The sequence below is a fragment of the Blautia sp. An249 genome, assembly GCF_002159835.1.
Lineage (GTDB): Bacteria > Bacillota > Clostridia > Lachnospirales > Lachnospiraceae > Blautia_A > Blautia_A avistercoris.
On the sequence record NZ_NFJL01000015.1, the window covers coordinates 66,925 to 87,045 of the forward strand.

Genomic DNA, 20,121 nt, shown 5'->3' on the forward strand with positions numbered 1-20,121 from the left:
CATCATATTGATGACAGTAGAAACAGTGTGGCGGTATGGATTTCTGATTGAAATGGATACCGCCATATTTTTGTGCTGTTATCCCGGCCGGGAAGAAACGGCCGACTGTCCCAGACAGTACAAATGATCAAGAAAAGGAGGATGCGGATGAAGAAAACATAAAAATTGACAGAGGAAATGAAATGCTTTACTCATAAACCAGATTTCAGAAAGGACGAAAAAGATGAGAAAGAAAAGAAAAGCAGCAAGGCTGATCTCTGGCTGCATGGCGCTGGTGTCACTTTTATCAGCGGTTGTATCTCCGATGATGGTTTCTGCGGCAGAATCTCCGACTGAGAGGGTCCCCTATTATGAGGAAGTAAAGGATCAATTGGATATGGATGAAGTCGTGACTGCTCATGATTATGAAGTTACAGTAGGGGCCTCGTTTGATATCAATTGTGACTTTTCCGGAATTGAGATCCCGGACAACAAGAAAGTAAAGGTCACTTTCCAGGAGGCGCTGAATGAGGACGGGGATCCTTTTGCGACAGATCATGAAGATACCTATCAGGCGGTCTATTATGTGGAACCGCAGACGACCAGTCATCCGATGTATCAGATCAGCAGGAACATTACGGTGAAGGAAGCGGCAGCTTCTGAAGAAGTGAAGGATTCCGGAACAGAGGCTTCACCGGGTCAGGATAAGAAAGAGTCGGAACCGGAAAGCTCTGATGAGGAAGGAGAGTCGGAAACACCGGCTGAGATGCATTCAGAAGAGGAATTTGACAAAGCACTGGAGAGGTCAGAAGATCAGAAGACAGTGGATGAAGACAGTGGACTGACGCTGGGCGAAGTCCTTTTGCAGGCGGCGGACCAGGGAGTGGATATCCAGAGCCTGGAGGTCGGGGAAAGCGTGACTTTTACAGCACAGGCTCCTCGGGCACGGGCAGCCAGAGCAACGCAGTCTGTGACCATTACCCAGGGAAGTTATTATTACTATGCAGATTACGGGCTTGGATCCTATGTGACTGCTCCATTTACGGTGAAATTTGGGAACGTGTCTGCAACGGCATACTGCATTCAGCCGTCAAAGCCTGGCCCGGGAAGCGGAACATATCAGATCACAAAACTGGAAGGCAAGCAGGAACTGGCCAAGACGATTTATTATGGAACAGAAGCTTCGGGGGCGGCGTATTTCTTTAACAGCCACCATAAGGACTTTTCCGCAGGAAAGAGGTTTATTGTAACACATCTGGCAGCTTCCTATGCGAATGACAGCAGCGATGCATTTTACGGAACCAACAGTACAGGAGAAGCGCTGGCGATGGAGCTTTATCATTACGCGGTAAGCCAGCCGGAAATTCCCAATGTGGAAATGTCATTTTCCAATTCTAACGTAACCGCCTATGTGGACGGCGGCCAGCAGCGGACAGAAGATATTACGTTTAAGGCGTCGAGCCAGCAGACGATCACAATGGATCTGCCGGATGGCGTGAAACTTCATAATATCAGCACAGGAAAGACCAGTGCTGCCGGGGCAAAGGTAACGATTTCCGGCGGTACAAAATTTTATCTGACGGCACCGCTGACACAGACGAAAGATGTGTCAGGATCGTGGTCCGCAAAAATGCAGGGAAGCATTACCAAGGATTACTCCGCTTATAAGATCACGACCGGAAGTTCTTATCAGGATATTGCCCTGGTATTCGGAGAAGGCGTAGAAGACGAAAAGTATGTGAGCTTTTCTGTGAAATGGCTGGAACTGGCCAAGGTAGAGATCATCAAGGTGGATTCCAGGCATGAGAATGCAAAGCTGTCAGGCGCGGTGTTTGGTATTTACAGTGATCCTGATTGCACAAAGCTGATCACAGAGATGCCGGCAACAGATGAAAATGGATCTTCCATTGCGGAGATCGTAAAGACTCAGGATACGGTATATCTGAAAGAAATTCAGGCTCCGGAAGGATACCGGCTGAATACGGCAGGTTATAATGTAAAACTGATTGCAAATGATACGGCTTCTGTTACAGTACCGGATCAGGAGCAAATGGGAGAACTGACCATTTACAAAGAAGGCCAGGTTCTGACCGGTGCAGATGTGACAGAAGAAGGAGTGACGTTCCGTTACGAAGACCGCCGTCAGGAAGGCGCTGTTTATAACGTCTATGCCGGAGAAGATATTGTAACGGCCTATGGTGCAAAGATCTACAGTAAAGGCGATCTTGTGAAAGGGAACCTGACGACGGACGATAATGGTTCGGCGGTTCTTAAAAATCTGCACCTGGGGACTTATGTGATCCGTGAAGTGCAGGCCCCGGAGAACTTTTACAATGCCGGTGAAGAAAAAACCGTGACACTTTCCTATGCCGGACAGAACGTGGAGACGGTATTCAGCGAGAGTACCTTCCATAATGACAGGCAGAAAGCGGAAGTTTCTGTATTAAAAAAGGACAAGGACACCTTAAATCCTCTGGATGGCGGCGTGTTTGGCCTGTATGCAGGAAGCGATATTAAAAATGCGGATGGAAGTGTTGTGGTATCGAAGGGAACGCTGATTGAAAAAGCGGTGACTGGAGAAGATGGGAAAGCGGTCTTTACAGCAGATCTTCCGATAGGATTTCCTTATGATGTGAAAGAAATCCAGGCTCCGGATGGGTATGTGAGGAATCAGGAGGATGTATATTCCTTTACTTTCTCTTATACCAATGACAGCGAAGCGAAAGTAACATTTACCCATACCTTTACCAATGAAAGGGTAAATGCCACGATCCGCCTGCAGAAAAAAGACACAGAGACGAGCCAGGCAATCCCCCAGGGAGACGCTTCACTGGAAAATGCAGTCTATGGTCTGTATGCCCGGAAAGATATTGTCCATCCGGACGGGGCAACCGGGGTAATCTACAAAGCCGGTGACAGGGTGGCTACGCTGACCACCGATGAAAACGGGAAAGCCTCCATAGAAAATCTGTATCTTGGGGAGTATTTTATCAAAGAGATCACGCCTCCGGTGGGGTATCTGGCAGATGAGAGTGAATATGATCTTGTGTGTGATTATGAAGGTGATCTGACCGCAACAGTGGAGCGGGAGTGCGTTTCACTGGAACAGGTAAAGAAGCAGCCCTTTGAGATCATCAAGGCAGCCAACAACGGGGAGACGGACGCCGATCTGCTTTCCGGTGCAGGGTTCACCGCATATCTGCTTTCTGATCTTACAGTAAAAGAAGATGGCAGCTATGATTTTGATTCCGCAGAACCAGTGGTGATCGGGGAAAATGGAGCCACAGAGATGTTTACCGACGAGAAAGGTCATGCCTGCAGTATTGCCCTTTCTTATGGTACATACCTTGTCCGTGAGACTACCACGCCCCACAATTACAAACCGGTGGATGATTTTATCGTCCGGATCACCGAGCATCATCCTAACACACCACAGGTGTGGAGAGTGCTTTTGGATAAGGAATTTGAGGCAAAGCTGAAAATCATCAAGCAGGATGACGAGACGAAAAAACCGGTGCTTCACAAAGGTACAGAGTTCAGGATCTATGATCTGGACAATAAAGAATACGTTGAGCAGGTAACAACGTATCCTACGACGACAGTTCACAAGACATTTTTTACCGACGAGGACGGCTACCTTATCCTGCCGCAGAACCTGAAGATCGGGCATTACCGGATCGAGGAAGTGACAGCGCCTTACGGCTATACGCTGAATGAGAATTATTTTGAGATTGCAGTGGATTCCGATACTGCTTACCAGATCGACCCGGTGTCAGAGGATGTGGTGATCGAAGCGGTCTATGAGAACCATCCGGTGAAAGGAAAGCTGAAAATCGTAAAACAGGGAGAAGTGCTGGACAGTTTCAGCAAGGATTTTGTCTACGAAGTGGAGAACCTGGCGGGCGCAGTCTTTGAGGTGTACGCTGGGGAGGATATTTATACCGCTGACTTCCAGAAAGACGCAGAAGGAAATCGTATTTTAGAGTACGCTGCCGGCGAGCTGGTTGGAACGGTGACTACGGATGAAAACGGGGAGGCATATCTTTCTGATCTTCCTCTTGGCAGTTACAAGGTTGTGGAAGTTACCGCTCCCGAAGGCTTTGTGCTGAACGGGGAAGCGCAGACAGTGACTTTTACTTACAAGGATCAGGAGACGCCTGTGATTGAACAGGAAGCTGTTTTCCAGAATGAACGCCAGAAGGTGGAAGTATCCGTGGTGAAAAGGGATGCGGAAACGCAGGCGACTGTGGAAGGCGCAGCCTTTGGGCTGTATGCCAAAGAGGATATTCTGGCACATGGCGAAGTGATTGTGAAAGCGGACACGCTGATCGGCAAGGCACTGTCTGATGAAAACGGGAAAGCTGTCTTTATGAATGATCTGCCGTTTGGACGATACTATATCAAAGAAGAAGCCGCACCGGACGGATATGTTTCTTCCGATCAAGTGGTAGAAGTGACGGCAGAGTACCAGGGGCAGGAGATCCCGGTGGTGGAACTGTCCTCTGAATATGAAAATGAGCCGACAAAGATTACTGTGACTAAGACAGACCTGACCACCGGCGTGGAGCTGGAGGGTGCAAAGCTGACCGTCCTGGATCAAGACGGGAATACCGTAGACAGTTGGACTTCCGTGAAAGGGGAGGAACACCTGATTGAGCGGCTGACGGTGGGCGAGACTTATACTCTCCGGGAGGAGCTGGCCCCGTATGGGTATCTGAAAGCGGAAGAAATCACTTTTACTGTAGAGGATACAGCGGAAATCCAGAAAGTGGAAATGAAAGACGACGTGCCGACGGGAACGCTGATCATCAATAAGAAAGGCGAGTTTCTGGAGGATGTGACACTTGCCGATACCATTGGCGGCTGGATCAGCCACCTTTTTGAATATATCACCGGCGCATTAAAAGACGTAACCTTTGAGGTATACGCCCTGGAGGACATCCAGGCGGCTGACGGCGAGAGTGAGGATTATTACAAAAAGGACGAACTGATCGCCACGATCACCACGGATGAGACAGGGATTGCGAAGCTCTCTGATCTTCCTCTTGGAAGATACTATGTGAAAGAAAAAGAGACAGCGGAAGGCTATGTGCTGGACGAGGAGATCCGGGAGATTGACCTGACCTATGTGGATCAGGACACGGCGGAAGTCACCTGGAATGGGGACTGGCAGAATAACCGTCAGAAGGTGGAAGTCTCTGTCCTGAAAAAAGAAAAGGATACTGACCGGGTGCTGGAGGGCGCTGTATTTGCCCTTTCTGCAAAAGACGACATTACAAATAGAGACGGGGATGTGGTTCTGGAAGCGGGAACCGTGATCGAGGAAAAGGCAACCGGGGAGGACGGGACACTCCTCTTCGAAGCAGACCTGCCTATTGGTTTTTCCTATACGGTGAAAGAAACTTCCCCGGCTCCGGGATTTGCCACCACAGATGAGGTACAGGAGTTTATCTTTACGGCGGAATCTTCTGACAAAGCCACAGTTTCCTATGAATTTACCTTTGAGGACGAACCGACCGTCTTTGAATTTACTAAAACCTCCCTGACAGATGGAAAAGAAGTGGAGGGGGCGAAGTTGACGGTAACGGATGAAAACGGCGAAGTTGTAGAGGAATGGGTATCCGGCAAAGAGCCGCATATCATCAAGGAGCTGGTTGTCGGACAGACTTACATGATGACGGAAGTGCTTCCGGCTCCGGGGTATGTGACGGCGGAGAGCATCCAGTTTACCGTGGAGGACACTGCTGAAGTCCAGAAGGTCGAAATGAAAGACGATGTGACTAAGGTGGAGATCTCTAAGACGGATATTGCCGGAGAGGAACTGCCGGGGGCGAAGCTGACAATCCTCGATGAGAATGGCGAGGTGATGGAAAGCTGGACCTCCTCAGAAGAGCCGCATTATATCGAAATGCTTCCGATTGGCCGTTACATTCTCCATGAGGAGTCTGCGCCAGAGGGATATCTGGTGGCTGAGGATATAGAGTTTGAGGTGAAAGATACTGGTGAAATCCAGAAAGTCGTGATGAAAGATGAGGCGGCTCCAGAGGAAACACCGGAAGAACCGCAAAATCCGGTTGGGACAGATGCTCCGAAGACAGGAGATGATACGAATCTTTTATTCTGGACGGCACTGCTTGGAATTGGACTTTGCGGAACCGGCGCAGCATTTGTGATGAGAAGAAAAAGAAGATAACGGGAAGAGAGCAGGCGTTTACCGTATCGGTAGGCGCCTGCGGCTGTTTTTGGAAAGGATGCAGGGATTATGGAAAAAACAAAGTATGTGATCGATCCGAAGGCGGCACTTCCAGGACGCATCTACCAGAAGGACAAACCATGGTCCTGTGCATATTGTTACTGGTGGGGAAAAGCCGGATGCACAAAGAGCGAGTGCTGGTACCTGGAGCCGGTGAAACCAGAGAAGCCGAAGTCTGATGTATCGAAAAACTGTAAGGATTGTCCTTACGGGAAGCATCTGCCGTGTATCGGATATTGTATCGCAGAAATCTATCGGGAATTGAAATCTACAGGAAGGAAGGTGGTTGATTGCAGGATGAAGTAAATGAAAAAACAATTGCGCTGTGTGTACAGTGCGGCCGTATGACGGCTGGTGTTCTGAAAGCTGCTATGCGGAAATATCTGAATGAGAAAGAACGACATAAGCAAAAAAAGGTCCAGAGACGCCAGGCGGTGAAGAATGGCCGTGCTCAGGAGCGGAGTAGGGCAAAAGAACGCCGAAAGCTGGAAAAAAAGCAGCCTCACGGGAAGCAGACGATGAAGCAGCTGATGGCGAAAGGCGCCCAGCTTACGAATATCCTGATCACGGATGATAATATAAAATCTTTTGACCGGGTTGCCAGAAAATATGGGATTGATTACAGCCTGAAACGTGACAGCAGCGTCAGCCCGCCAAAGTATATGGTGTTCTTTAAGGCAAAAGACGTGGATGTGATGACAGCAGCTTTTAAAGAATATACAGGAATTACGCTGAAAAAATCAAGAAAACCATCTGTCCGGAAGAAACTGCAGAAAGCCATGCAGAGGCTGGCAAAGCACCGTGAGCGTGTAAAAACCCGGCAGAAGGACCGGGGGCAGGAACGATGAAGGAAAAGTGGACCAGGATCCTGGTACTCAATCTTCCTTATTTCATCATATTTTACCTGGTCAACCGGGGTGCCTGGCTGTTCCGGCATTGTATCGGGGACAGTCAGATAGAAAGACTTGGCGTTATGCTGATAAATTTTTCGCTGGCGTTCACGCATTTTCTGCCGAGCATTTATTTTACGGATCTTCTTGCGGGAACTGCAGCTGCAGTGTTTTTGAAACTTGCAGTTGTGTACCGGGGAAAAAATGCAAAAAAGTTCCGGCACGGAGAAGAATATGGCTCCGCCCGCTGGGGGACTGCGGAAGATATCAAACCGTTTATGGATCCGATTTTTGAGAATAACATCCTCCTGACGCAGACGGAACGGCTGACGATGAACAGCCGGCCGAAGCTTCCAAAGTACGCCAGGAATAAAAATGTGATCGTGATCGGTGGATCCGGATCCGGAAAGACCAGATTCTACGTAAAACCGAACCTGATGCAGATGACCCGGAAAGTTTCCTATGTAGTGACAGATCCGAAGGGAACCATCATTGTGGAATGCGGACGGATGCTGGTCCGGCATGGGTATCGGATCAAGGTGTTCAATACGATCAATTTTAATAAGTCCATGCATTATAACCCGTTCCGATATATCCGCTCAGAAAAAGATATCCTGAAGCTGGTCAATACCATTATCGCCAATACAAAAGGCGAAGGCGAAAAGTCAACCGAAGATTTCTGGGTGAAAGCAGAGCGTTTGCTCTATACAGCACTGATCGGATATATCTGGTACGAAGCCCCGGAGGAAGAAAAAAATTTTTCTACATTGCTGGAATTCATTAATGCCAGTGAGACCAGAGAGGATGACGAGGAGTTTAAGAATGCGGTGGACGAACTGTTTGAGGAATTGGAAGCAGAAAACCCGGAACATTTTGCTGTCCGGCAGTATCGCAAATATAAGCTGGCGGCCGGCAAGACAGCTAAGAGTATTCTGATCAGCTGCGGAGCGAGGCTGGCACCTTTTGATATTGCTGAAATCAGGGAACTGACCAGTTACGATGAGATGGAACTGGATCTTCTTGGAGACAGGAGGACGGCAATGTTCGTAATCATTTCTGATACCGACGACACGTTTAATTTTCTTGTCGCGATCATGTATTCACAGTTGTTCAACCTGTTATGTGACAGGGCGGATGACTTATACGGCGGGAGACTTCCGTATCATGTGCGGCTTTTGCTGGACGAGTTCAGTAATATCGGGCAGATTCCGAAATTTGACAAACTGATCGCCACGATCCGAAGCAGAGAAATCTCTGCTTCGATCATCCTGCAGTCACAGAGTCAGCTGAAGACGATCTACCGGGATGCGGCAGAAACAATACTTGGCAACTGCGATACTGTCTTGTTCCTTGGCGGGAAAGAGAGCAGTACATTGAAAGAAATCTCAGAGACACTGGGGAAAGAGACGATTGATCTTTATAATACCTCTGATACGAGAGGACAGAATCCGTCTTACGGGATGAATTACCAGAAGACCGGTCATGAACTGATGAGCCGGGACGAACTGGCAGTAATGCCGGGAGATAAGTGCATCCTGCAGCTGCGTGGGGTGCGCCCGTTTTACAGTGATAAGTTTGATATCACGAAACACAGGCGTTACCGGGAGCTGTTGGATTTTGATAAAAACAACGAGTTCCATATCGAAGAGTATCTGGAACACAGGCTTGTGCTTCCGCAGGAGGAAGCATTTGAACTTTATGAGTATGAACTGTCGCCGGAAGAGATTGAGGCGGCAGAGAAGGAGGTGATGGAAGATGTAGGATGATGTGCGTATAGCTGACGAAAGAATAAACTTTCGTCTGGATGCGTAGTATTCTGCCCCTGAAATTCAGGCCGGAAGAATAAATCAGATATCGATTTTTAGGTTTGGGACCGTCCGTATGGACGGGTTTTTTTATGGAGGAAAACCATGGAAATTCATATCAGGTCCCCGACCAGGGGATACCGATTTATGGCCTGAATAAGAGGGAAAGGAGAGAAAAAGCGCTGACAGGCTGAAAAAAAGGCGCTTTTGTCAGTTGTGCGTATATGGGTTTTTTTACAAGCGCTGTTAATATCCTTCAGACATTAGTGGTCGCGATCGGCGCCGGTCTTGGCGTATGGGGCGTGATAAATTTGATGGAAGGATATGGAAATGATAACCCGGGCGCTAAGAGCCAGGGAATCAAACAGCTGATGAGCGGCGGCGGGGTAATCCTGATTGGAACCCAGCTGATCCCGCTTCTCAGCAGCTTATTTTAGAGGAAGGAGTAATTATCCATGTTCGATCAGATCTTTGATGCGATTGAAGAGTGGATGAGGGGACTCCTCACAGGGATCATTCATTCCAACCTGGACCGGATGTTTACCGATGTCAATGAAAAGACCAGTGAGATTGCCGTTCAGGTTGGACAGACCCCGCAGGGCTGGAACAGCAGCATATTCAGTATGATCGAAAACTTATCGGAAACGGTGATCCTGCCGATTGCAGGGATCATCATCACATTTGTGCTCTGCTATGAACTGATCAGTATGATCACAGAGAAAAACAACATGCATGATGTCGATACATGGATGTTCTTCAAGTACTTTGTAAAGATGTGGATCGCGGTCTATCTGGTCAGCAATACATTTACCATTACGATGGCCGTATTTGATGTAGGGCAAAGTGTGGTCAATTCTGCGGCAGGTGTGATCACCGGAAGTACAGAGATAGATATCAGTTCTGTGCTGACAGACCTGGACACAGCACTGGAAGCTATGGAGATCGGGGAACTGGTCGTTCTGGTGCTGGAAACGCTGATTGTCAGCTTTGGCATGAAGATCATGAGTGTTCTGATCACGGTAATCCTGTATGGTCGAATGATCGAGATTTATCTGTATACTTCAATCGCCCCGATTCCATTTGCTACTATGACCAACCGCGAATGGGGACAGATCGGGACCAATTATTTCCGGGGCCTTTTTGCCCTGGCGTTCCAGGCATTCCTGATGATGGTATGCGTGGCAATCTATTCCATACTGGTGGCGGGCATCCAGTATTCGGATAACTTAAGTTCCTCTCTCTTCGGAGTGATGGCTTACACGGTTGTGCTGTGTTTCAGCCTGTTCAAGACGGGAGCACTCAGCAAATCAATTTTTAATGCCCATTAAATTTCAGGAAGGAGGATTTGGACGATGGCTTATGTCAGTGTTCCAAAAGATTTAACAAAAGTAAAGAATAAGGTGGCGTTTAACCTGACTAAGCGGCAGCTGATCTGTATCGCGGCGGGAGCGGCGGCAGGAATTCCTTTTTATTTCCTTACAAGAGGCGTTCTGGGGAACAGCAATGCTGCTACAATTATGGTCCTGCTGATGCTGCCGGCCTTTCTTTTCGCTATGTACGAAAAGGACGGCATGCATCTGGAAGAGGTGCTGATCCATATGATCCGTGTCAAATGGCTGCGTCCGGCAGTCAGAAAATATGAAACGGAAAATTATTTTGAGACAGATCCGGGAAAGTCCGTGTCTGTGACAGTAAAAAAATCGGAGAAGGGAGGAAAGAACCTTGGCAGAAAGAAGCGGTAAGAAACGGCGTCTGGAAAAGCGCCGGGCTAAAGAAGAGAAGAAAGCTGCGAAACAGCAGGCGGCTTTGAAAGCCGCGAAAAAAGGCAGCCGTAAAGCTCCCCGCGGGAAGGCAGATCAGAAGGAGAAGCAGAAAGAAGAGAAAAGGATATCTGCACAGAGGACGATTGCTTATAAGGAAATGGCAAAGGACGGGATCTGCAGGGTGCATGATAAATGTTATTCCAAAACAATCCGGTTTTCGGATATCAATTATCAGCTGGCTCAAAACGATGACAAAAATGCGATCTTTGAAAACTGGTGCGATTTTCTGAATTATTTTGACAGCAGTATCCATTTTCAGCTTAGCTTTATCAATCAGAAGAGCAACATGAAGGAATTTGAAAAGGTGATCCGGATCCGCCGGAGGCATGATGAATTTGATGAGATCCGGAGAGAATACGCTCGGATGCTGCATCGGCAGCTTGCAAAAGGGAATAACGGTCTGGTGAAATCCAAGTATATCACTTTTTCCATAGAGGCGGATAATATCCGGGAGGCAAAGCCAAAACTGGAGCGTATAGAGACTGATATCCTGAATAATTTTAAAATCCTGGGTGTTCCCGCAGAACCGTTAAATGGAGCGGAACGATTGAAGATCCTGCGTCAGATACTGAATCCGGACGAGCTGGGGGATATCCCGTTCGATTATGGATCTATGGCCCATAGTGGGCTCTCTACAAAAGATTATGTGGCGCCTACCAGTTTTGTGTTCAAGGACGGAAAGACGTTCCAGATGGGAAATACCATCGGCGCAGTTTCGTACCTGCAGATCCTGGCGCCGGAACTTACCGATAAGATGTTGGCGGAGTTTTTGGACCTGGATAAAAATCTGATCGTCAATCTGCATGTGCAGTCTGTGGATCAGGTAAAGGCAATTAAGCTGGTGAAAGGAAAAATGACGGATATCAACCGGATGAAGATCGAAGAGCAGAAAAAGGCGGTCCGTTCCGGCTACGATATGGATATTATACCGTCGGATCTGAACACTTACGGCGGTGAGGCAAAACGACTGCTGGAAGATCTGCAGAGCAGAAACGAAAGGATGTTTCTTGTAACGGTATTGTTCCTGAACACTGCGAAGACAAAGCAGGCACTGGATAATGCCATCCTGCAGACGGCAGGAATCGCACAAAAATATAACTGTATCTTAAGAAGGCTGGATTATCAGCAGGAAGAAGGGTTGATGAGCAGCCTTCCTCTGGGAGTGGGCCATGTGCCGATCAAGAGGGCTCTGACAACTACGAGTACAGCAATTTTCGTTCCTTTTACAAGTCAGGAGCTTTTTATGGAAGGGGAGTCGTTATACTACGGTTTAAATGCCTTGTCCAACAACATGATTATGGTGGACAGAAAAAAATTGAAGAATCCTAATGGGCTGATCCTTGGTACGCCTGGATCCGGAAAATCATTTGCCGCGAAGCGTGAGATCACCAACGCCTTCTGTATCACGCAGGATGATATCATCATCGGAGATCCGGAGGGGGAGTATTATCCTCTTGTGCACGCCTTAGGAGGGCAGGTGATCCATATTTCACCTACCAGTAAAGACTACATTAATCCTATGGATATCAACATGGATTATTCTGATGATGATAACCCGCTGGGTGTAAAATCAGATTTTGTCCTGTCGCTGTGTGAATTGATCATGGGAAGCAGAAATGGCATCGAGGCAGAGGAAAAATCGGTAATCGACCGCTGTCTCCCGCTTGTATATCAGAAGTATTTTTCTGATCCAAGGCCGGAGAATATGCCTGTGCTGGGCGACCTTTACGATTGTCTCCGGAAGCAGAAAGAACCCCAGGCGCAGAGGATCGCCACAGCACTTGAGATCTATGTGAATGGATCATTGAATGTCTTTAATCACAGGACCAATGTGGAACTTAACAACCGGATCGTATGCTATGACGTGAAAGATCTGGGAAAACAGCTGAAGAAGCTGGGAATGCTGATCGTCCAGGATCAGGTCTGGAACCGGGTGACGGTCAACCGGGCCAGCCATAAGGCAACGCGATATTATATAGATGAATTCCATCTTCTTTTGAAGGAAGAACAGACAGCGGCTTACAGTATAGAAATCTGGAAAAGGTTCAGGAAATGGGGAGGCATCCCGACCGGAATCACTCAGAATATCAAAGACCTGCTGGCAAGCCGTGAGATTGAAAATATCTTTGAGAACAGTGATTTTATCCTGATGCTCAACCAGGCCGCCGGCGACCGGCAGATCCTGGCAAAACAGCTGAATATTTCGCCGTATCAGCTGTCCTATGTGACCAATTCAGGAGAAGGCGAAGGGCTTTTGTTTTATGGCAGTACGATCATCCCGTTTAAGGATAAGTTTGATAAGAGCCTGAAACTGTATTCCCTGATGACGACAAAACCAGAAGAAGTTAAAGATTAACCGACCATTTACCGTTTCCAGTAAATGGTCTTTCTTTTTGCAAAGGAGGTGGAAAGTCTGGCAGGAGTGAAATATACCGCCAAAGAAAAAACGGTACAGAAGATGACCAGGGATGGTCTGACGGAAGAACATATCGGAGATGGTCAGAAAAAAGATATGCCGGATAAAACCAGGGGGCGTCCGTCCGCCAGATTTGAAAAACAGATCCGGGAGGCATCTCTTCGACAGGAGGAGGTGTCTGCAGGAGAAAGCGTTGATGGCTCCAAATTGGAGCGGCGCATATCAGTGGATGGAGATCCGCAAAGCAGACAGCGGATAACTGCAGACAGTGAAAAGGTAAGGAACCGGTCAGAAAAAATCCGGGATCATGAGACGGTTCCAGACACAGACGGACTGGATGGTCAGAAATCCCAGATCAAAACCAGACAGAAAAAGGCCCGTCTGAAAGAAGAACAGGCAAAATCCGGGCGACTGGCTTTTGATGATGAAGGAAGCCAAATGGTCCGGGGAGCCGGAATGGGAGTAGGACACAAGGCCGCAGGAACAGCGGCATCTGCCGCTTCGGTATATGTTCATGTGAAAGCATCAGAGGAAGCGGATGATAACGCTGCTGTAGATGCTGCTTCGGCTGGGGAGCTGATGACAGAACGGGCTGCGGTGAGCTTGAAACGTACTCAGGACCGGAGTAAAAGAGCGGACGTCCGCGCCAGCCGGCGGGGGATCCATATGGAGAGTACTTCGGAAAGCAGATTGAAATTCACGCAGGGAGGGCAGGAAGGGACAGGAAGTACCTCTTTTAATAAGAAGAAGCAGGAAGACCGCCAGACTGTTATGAACCGTTTTTTTCAGCGGAAACGCTATAAAGAGGCTTATCAGTCTGCGAGAAGCGGGGCGGCCTCAGGAAAAGCAGGAGCCTCAAAAGCGGCTGCCGCGACCGAGACTATGACCACTAAGGCAAAGAACGCCTTAAAAGAAGTGGCAAGAAGGAACCATGCAGTATTTGCCGTCCTGGGAATTTTTGGACTTCTCTTCCTATTGATCGCCGTGGCCTTTTCCAGCTGCAGCGCTTCGGTACAGGGGAGCGGATCTGTCATCGGGATTACTACATATCCAAGCTCAGACGAAGATATTTATGCGGCAGAGAACGCCTATGCTGCGTTGGAAGCGGCACTGAATGAACAGATTAACCAGATGGAGTCCACGCATCCCGATTATGACGAATACAACTATAACGTGAGTGAGATTTCTCATAATCCTTATCATCTGATATCATACCTGACTGCGAAATACGGAGACTGGACCTATGCCGATGTAGAGGCGGAGATTGAAGCTTTGTTTTCGGAGCAGTATTCCCTCCATACAGAAGGACGGACAGAGACCGTGACGGAGACCCGGACGGTGCGTGTAGGAGAGTCATTAGGACAGGTAGTCACGAGCGGCTACTGCAGCTGTTCCATCTGCTGCGGTCAATGGTCCGGCGGACCGACCGCCAGCGGAGTTTATCCCACGGCCAATCATACCCTGGCGGTGGATGCCTCTAACCCAATCGTCCCGATGGGAACAAAAGTTGTAATGAATGGTGTGGAATACACCGTAGAAGACACCGGGGCTTTTGACCGGTACGGTGTAGATTTTGATGTTTATTATGACGATCATGCATCCGCTTCCGCTCATGGACACAAGACCTGGGAATGTTATCTGGCCGATGATAACGGGAGTAATGAGGTAACTGTAACCGATACCAGGACAGTCAAAATCCTGTATGTGACGCTCACAAACCAGGGGCTTGACGCTATAGCGCGGGAAAACCTGGATGAGGAACAGCTGATTCTTTACAATGCGCTGAATACAACGCTTGGAAACCGGGATTATCTCTGGGACAGCGGAGCAATTTCCGGAGGGTCCGGGGGCATGGACTACGATATCCCGCCGGAAGCACTGGAAGATGAAGAGTTCGCTCGGATGATCCACGAAGCGGAAAAATATCTGGGCGTTCCTTATGTATGGGGCGGATATTCCCCGTCAGGATTTGACTGTTCCGGATTTGTTTCCTATGTAGTAAACAACTGCGGAAACGGCTGGAATTACGGACGACTGACAGCAGAAGGGCTGCGGGGACAGTGTACTTACGTGGCACCGGGAGAAGCAAAACCTGGAGATCTGATTTTCTTCCAGGGAACGTACAATACGTCCGGAGCATCTCACATCGGTATCTATGTAGGTAATGGAATGATGATCCACTGCGGGGATCCGGTCCAGTATGCAAATATCAACAGCAGTTACTGGCAGCAGCATTTTATGTGTTACGGCAGGCTGCCATAGAATGGAGGTGAGGATTTGAATAAAAAGATCAGACGGTATCTAGAAGAGATTGAGAAGACGGAGAAAAAGATCGCAGATCTCCAACAGTATCTGAAAGGGATCAAAAGCGCCTTGAAAGAGGAAGAAAATAATGAAATGATCCGGGCAATCCGGGGCATGAAGCTGGAGGGGGAAGAACTCCTCCAGTTCCTGGACGGGCTGAAAGACGGAAATGTTCGCTTTGAAGTCGGAAAGAAGACGGATGGGAGCGGAAAAGGCTCTTTCGTCCGGCAGGATTCAAATAAAGAAAGAGAGGATGAGAATGATGAGAAAGAAATGGAATAAGCGGGTACTGGCTGCGGTCATGGCTGTGGCCATGATCCTGGGAACGTCAACAACAGCATTTGCCAATGCTTCTCCTCCGGAAGGGCAGGAGGCAGCACAGGAACAGTCTGCTTCGGCCGGGGAAAACGGTCAGACGGAAAATGTCCCGGCAGATGCAGCAACTGAGACACCTCAGACAGAACCGGTGCTGGAAGAAGACGGGACCGGAGGCACGGCATTTACCACTCCCGGGAACGCACAGGTGCAGGATGATATTACAGAAGATGGAAGTAAGGAGTTCCTGACAATCACGACCAAAAATAATAATACATTTTATCTTGTGATCGACAGGAGCGCATCGACTGAAAATGTCTATCTGCTTTCTCAGATCGATGAAAACGATCTGCAGGAATTTCTGAAAGACGGTGCTGTATCTGTATCAGAAAAACAGGAACCGGCTGTTGTGCTGGAAGAAGAATCCCAGACAGGAGCGTCTGCGGAAACCGGTCAGGAAAAAGAGCCGGCCGTTGAGGAGGAGCCAGAAGAGGAAGTCTCCGGCAATGCTGCAGGATTGATCGTGATTTTCCTTGCGGCGGGAGCCGGTATCGCGGCTTATTACTTCCTTAAGATCCGGAAAAAGAAAGCGATAGAGGAAGAAGAGGATGAGGAAGGGCTTGAGCTGGACGATGGCCTGGAAACTGTGGATGAACGGGAAGAAACCAGATAAAAGATTTTATGGAGAGGGATTGCACAAAGATCTCTCTCTTTTTTCATTGAAGGAGGAATAGACGTATGTATCTTGTGATTGCAGAAAAACCAAGCGTATCAAGAGCGATCGCCCGTGTGATCGGGGCAGAGAACAGGGAGGAAGGATTTCTTTCCGGAAAGGACTGTATCGTGAGCTGGTGCATGGGGCATCTGGCAGAATATCTGCCGCCGGATGGTTATGATAAAAAATATGAAAGCTGGAAGTATGAAGATCTTCCTATCATCCCGGATGAGTGGAAACTGGCGGTATCCCAGGAGAAAAAAGAACAGTTTTATACACTGAAACGGTTGCTGAACAGTCCGGATGTGGAGTATGTGGTAAATGCCTGTGATGCGGGAAGAGAAGGGGAACTGATCTTCCGGCGGGTGTACCAGCTTTCCGGAAGCAGAAAGCCGGTGAAACGTCTCTGGGTCAGCTCCATGGAAGACAGTGCGATCCGGGCGGGCATGGAACAGTTGAAAGATGCGGAAGAATACCGGAATCTGGCGGAGGCGGCTGTCTGCCGTGCAAAAGCGGACTGGCTGGTAGGAATGAACGCAACCAGGGCTTTTACAACCAAGTATTACAAGAAACTTACAGTAGGAAGGGTTCAGACCCCGACACTTGCCATGCTGGTAGACCGGATGGAACAGATCAAAAAGTTCCGGAAGGAGAAGTATTTCAACGTGGAACTGGATTGTGACGGCATGAAAGCGGAACGGCAGAAGATCTTTGATCCGGAGGAAGCTGAAAAACTCCAGAACCTGTGCGACGGGAAAGATGCTCATGTGATGTCCTGTGAGAGTGTAGAGAAGAAGGTGAAACCGCCCAGACTCTACGACTTAACTACCCTGCAAAGAGAGGCAAACCGCATCTATGGCTTTACGGCGCAGCAGACTCTTACGGCTGCCCAGAGCCTTTATGAAGAAAAACTGATCACTTACCCGAGGACAGACAGTAATTTCCTGACGGAAGATATGGAGACAACTGCCAGACAGGTGATCCGTGTGATTCATGAGAAATATCAGCTGATGGGGCCTTTTGATAAACCGGAAAAACCGGATCTTGGCCGGGTCGTGAACAATAAAAAAGTGTCCGATCACCATGCAATCATCCCCACCATAGAGCTTGCGGATGCTCATCTGGACGATCTGAAGGAAACGGAGCAGAAGATTCTGTTTCTGATTGCCGTACACATGGTGGAGGCTGTCAGCAGGGAGCATGTTTTCCGTGAGATTTCTGTGGAAGTTGAATGCGAGGGTGAGCATTTCCATGCGAAAGGGAAAGAGATTATGGAACAGGGCTGGAAGATTTACGAAGCTTGTTTCCGAAATCCTGACGGAATTGCTATAGAGGATCCGAAAGAGGCTGCAAAGGAGACGATTCCAAAGGTGAAAAAAGGGAAGACCTTCTATCATGTGGAAGCGAAGGTGACGGAACATTTCACTTCTCCGCCGAAACCCTATACGGAGGATACGCTGCTTGCAGCAATGGAGACGGCAGGAAATAAGGAATTTGATGCAGATACAGAGAAAAAGGGCTTGGGGACTCCGGCAACCAGGGCATCGATCATTGAAAAACTGGTCCATTCCCAGTACGCCTGCAGGAAAGGGAAACAGATCGTGGCTACAGATGACGGGCAGTCCCTGATCGAGATCCTTCCGGATTATCTGAAATCGGCATCTATGACGGCTGAATGGGAGAATCAGCTGCTGGAAATGGAGCACGGAAAGATCCAGTCGGAACAGTTCCTGACCGGGATCCGGAATCTGATCACAATGATGCTGAACGGATGTGATCAGATCAGTGAGGAGGAATCCAGGAAGTTCCAGACGAGGGAAAGCATTGGCACCTGTCCTTTTTGCGGAAGTCTGGTATATGCAGGGAAACGAAATTATTATTGCAGCAACCGGGAATGCAGCTTTGTGCTCTGGAAAGAAACCCGGTATCTGCAGAATATGCGAAAAGTGATTGACAATAATATGGCGGCGGAACTGCTGAAAAATGGAAGTACGCACGTCAAAGATCTGTATTCTTCCAAAACGGGAAGATATTTTGAAGCAGATCTGCTTATGAAGGGAGAAGACGGAAAGATTGTCTTCTCTCTTTCTTTTCCAAAGAATAACAAGAAATCAAAGAGAAAATAGGAGGACATAGAGTATGAATTTTGAAGAATTTGTAAACAGAATAAAGGAATCTATCAGGGACTATCTTCCCAGAGAATATGAAAACGCAGAAGTGCTGGTGCAGGAACAGCAAAAACTGAATAATCGTTATACCGGGCTTCTGGTGCTGCAGGAAGGGGGAACTATGACTCCAACCGTTAATATGGAGCAGTTATTTGATTATTATAATGCTCATCCGGAAATGAGCATTTATGATGTCATGGAGAAGATTTCAGCCATCATCCAAAGAGATCAGCCTGGCTTAAATATAGGAAGTATCTTGCAGTATGACCTGGCAAAAGAAAAACTGTTTATGCGGGTATCCTCGGCTGAAAAGAATCAGGAGCTTTTACAGAATGTTCCTTATGAATTAAAAGAAGACCTTGCGATCACTTTCCATTTGGCGGTAGATCTTGGTGAAGAGGGACTGGCTTCCACTATGATCACCAACAACATCATGGAGCAGTACGGTATTACGAAAGAACAGCTATATCAGGATGCTCTTGTAAGCAGTCCTAAAGTGCTTCCAGCCACAGTAGAAAACATGGACAAACTGCTTCGACGTATGATGCTGGATGATATGAAAGCATCCGGTATGGGGGCTGAAGAACTGAAAGCAATGGAAGAAGAAATGGATCAGATGATTTCAGCTAACCCCAACCCTATGACGGTTGTTTCAAATGAACAAACCGTAGATGGGGCGTCTGCCCTCTTCTATCCCGGAATGCTGGATCAGATCGGTGAGTCCATGAAGGGAGATTATTTTATTCTTCCTTCTTCAATAAATGAAGTGATCGTTGTTCCGGATGATGGTTCTCTGGACCACAAGGAACTGAAAGAAATGGTCAATGAGATCAACCATACACAGGTTGCACCGGAAGAACGTTTGACAGATGAAGTATATCATTATGATACCAAAGAACGTGTTTTTGAAAAGGCGGACCGTTTCCAGCAGCGGAAGCTGGATCAGGCAATAGACGGTGTAAAAGATGCAGTCAAAGAACGTCTTCAGACGCCAAAACATAAAGCCACAGAAATATCACTGTAATTTAAGGGAAGCATATGGCCTCTCCCGTCACTTTCATTAGTGGCGGGCGGGGCTTTTTTACTTTATAGGAAAATGCGTGATTGAGGAAATTTGAGAAAAAGAAAACCCGCTGAAAAGCGGGCATGGCAATTAGACGGTTCAGGGTCAGAAGATGTAAAAACCTTCCTCACCGAAATCGTCATCATCCAGATCATCAAATTCATGTAAGAAATAATCCATGTCCAAAAGGTCGTCATCACTCATGTTGCGGACTTCATCAGAGGTCATGCCTTCTGGAGGATTTTTCATATACTGTTCCCGAAGTTCCTTTGCAAGTTCTGCCTCAGTGACTCGTTTCATATTGACCGCCTCCGTTTCTGTATCAGATACCTTGATTGTACCATGCAGCAGGAGACTATGGAAGAGAAGAAAAAGAGGCAGGGGACCGGC

The 20,121-nt window shown here is 48.0% G+C and carries 13 protein-coding genes and 1 pseudogene; 13 read left to right on the plus strand and 1 reads right to left on the minus strand.

All coding sequences use genetic code 11. The features are described from left to right. Window positions 1-223 precede the first annotated feature (223 nt). The 13 genes and pseudogenes from B5F53_RS13930 (at window position 224) to B5F53_RS13990 (ending at window position 19,692) form a co-directional block, all read left to right on the plus strand. Window positions 224-6,172 carry a SpaA isopeptide-forming pilin-related protein gene (locus B5F53_RS13930; protein WP_087224426.1) on the plus strand — a complete coding sequence of 1,983 codons (5,949 nt, stop codon included), beginning with the start codon at window positions 224-226 and terminating at the stop codon, window positions 6,170-6,172. 69 nt (window positions 6,173-6,241) lie between these two features. Then, entirely contained in the window at window positions 6,242-6,538 is a 297-nt protein-coding gene (locus B5F53_RS13935; RefSeq protein WP_087224428.1) for a hypothetical protein, read from the plus strand. Beyond that, window positions 6,523-7,080 (plus strand): PcfB family protein, encoded by a 558-nt coding sequence (locus B5F53_RS13940; RefSeq protein WP_087224429.1) that lies wholly within the window; start codon window positions 6,523-6,525, stop codon window positions 7,078-7,080. Before B5F53_RS13935 ends, B5F53_RS13940 begins: the two co-directional genes overlap by 16 nt. Window positions 7,081-7,094: 14 nt before the next feature. After that, a pseudogene (locus tag B5F53_RS13945) lies at window positions 7,095-8,888 on the plus strand (VirD4-like conjugal transfer protein, CD1115 family); the annotation flags it as partial. Window positions 8,889-9,151: 263 nt separating this feature from the next. Continuing rightward, complete coding sequence (locus B5F53_RS13950; protein WP_087224433.1) at window positions 9,152-9,364, plus strand: Maff2 family mobile element protein; 213 nt, start codon at window positions 9,152-9,154, stop codon at window positions 9,362-9,364. Between the two features lie 18 nt (window positions 9,365-9,382). After that, a complete protein-coding gene (locus tag B5F53_RS13955; RefSeq protein ID WP_087224435.1) occupies window positions 9,383-10,255 on the plus strand; it encodes a VirB6/TrbL-like conjugal transfer protein, CD1112 family in 873 nt (290 codons plus the stop codon). Between the two features lie 24 nt (window positions 10,256-10,279). After that, the gene (locus B5F53_RS13960; RefSeq protein WP_087224437.1) at window positions 10,280-10,669 is read left to right on the plus strand and encodes a PrgI family protein; all 390 of its coding nucleotides are present in this window, start codon (window positions 10,280-10,282) and stop codon (window positions 10,667-10,669) included. Window positions 10,670-10,733: 64 nt separating this feature from the next. Beyond that, window positions 10,734-13,106: a VirB4-like conjugal transfer ATPase, CD1110 family gene (locus tag B5F53_RS13965; protein ID WP_242970329.1), complete on the plus strand. Its 2,373-nt coding sequence runs from the start codon at window positions 10,734-10,736 to the stop codon at window positions 13,104-13,106. Between the two features lie 102 nt (window positions 13,107-13,208). After that, window positions 13,209-15,428, plus strand: coding sequence for a C40 family peptidase (locus B5F53_RS13970; RefSeq protein WP_087224465.1), 2,220 nt, complete (start codon window positions 13,209-13,211; stop codon window positions 15,426-15,428). A gap of 15 nt (window positions 15,429-15,443) precedes the next feature. Beyond that, window positions 15,444-15,752 (plus strand): DUF4315 family protein, encoded by a 309-nt coding sequence (locus B5F53_RS13975; RefSeq protein WP_087224439.1) that lies wholly within the window; start codon window positions 15,444-15,446, stop codon window positions 15,750-15,752. Further along, complete coding sequence (locus tag B5F53_RS13980) at window positions 15,730-16,458, plus strand: CD1107 family mobile element protein (protein ID WP_162610615.1); 729 nt, start codon at window positions 15,730-15,732, stop codon at window positions 16,456-16,458. The genes B5F53_RS13975 and B5F53_RS13980 overlap by 23 nt, the downstream gene beginning before the upstream one ends. Before the next feature lie 65 nt (window positions 16,459-16,523). Further along, window positions 16,524-18,626, plus strand: a complete 2,103-nt coding sequence (locus B5F53_RS13985; protein WP_087224443.1) for a DNA topoisomerase 3 — start codon at window positions 16,524-16,526, stop codon at window positions 18,624-18,626. Window positions 18,627-18,639: 13 nt separating this feature from the next. Next, the gene (locus tag B5F53_RS13990) at window positions 18,640-19,692 is read left to right on the plus strand and encodes a DUF5688 family protein (RefSeq protein ID WP_087224445.1); all 1,053 of its coding nucleotides are present in this window, start codon (window positions 18,640-18,642) and stop codon (window positions 19,690-19,692) included. 144 nt (window positions 19,693-19,836) lie between these two features. Here the strand turns inward: B5F53_RS13990 and B5F53_RS13995 are convergent, their stop codons facing one another. Then, the gene (locus B5F53_RS13995) at window positions 19,837-20,031 is read right to left on the minus strand and encodes a hypothetical protein (protein WP_087224447.1); all 195 of its coding nucleotides are present in this window, start codon (window positions 20,029-20,031) and stop codon (window positions 19,837-19,839) included. Window positions 20,032-20,121 lie beyond the last annotated feature (90 nt).

Bases quoted from the DNA above. Each gene is read 5' to 3' on its own strand.
- B5F53_RS13930 (WP_087224426.1), top strand. From the start codon at position 224: ATGAGAAAGAAAAGAAAAGCAGCAAGGCTGATCTCTGGCTGCATGGCG.
- B5F53_RS13935 (WP_087224428.1), top strand. From the start codon at position 6,242: ATGGAAAAAACAAAGTATGTGATCGATCCGAAGGCGGCACTTCCAGGA.
- B5F53_RS13950 (WP_087224433.1), top strand. From the start codon at position 9,152: ATGGGTTTTTTTACAAGCGCTGTTAATATCCTTCAGACATTAGTGGTC.
- B5F53_RS13955 (WP_087224435.1), top strand. From the start codon at position 9,383: ATGTTCGATCAGATCTTTGATGCGATTGAAGAGTGGATGAGGGGACTC.
- B5F53_RS13960 (WP_087224437.1), top strand. From the start codon at position 10,280: ATGGCTTATGTCAGTGTTCCAAAAGATTTAACAAAAGTAAAGAATAAG.
- B5F53_RS13970 (WP_087224465.1), top strand. From the start codon at position 13,209: ATGACCAGGGATGGTCTGACGGAAGAACATATCGGAGATGGTCAGAAA.
- B5F53_RS13980 (WP_162610615.1), top strand. From the start codon at position 15,730: ATGATGAGAAAGAAATGGAATAAGCGGGTACTGGCTGCGGTCATGGCT.
- B5F53_RS13985 (WP_087224443.1), top strand. From the start codon at position 16,524: ATGTATCTTGTGATTGCAGAAAAACCAAGCGTATCAAGAGCGATCGCC.
- B5F53_RS13990 (WP_087224445.1), top strand. From the start codon at position 18,640: ATGAATTTTGAAGAATTTGTAAACAGAATAAAGGAATCTATCAGGGAC.
- B5F53_RS13995 (WP_087224447.1), bottom strand. From the start codon at position 20,031: ATGAAACGAGTCACTGAGGCAGAACTTGCAAAGGAACTTCGGGAACAG.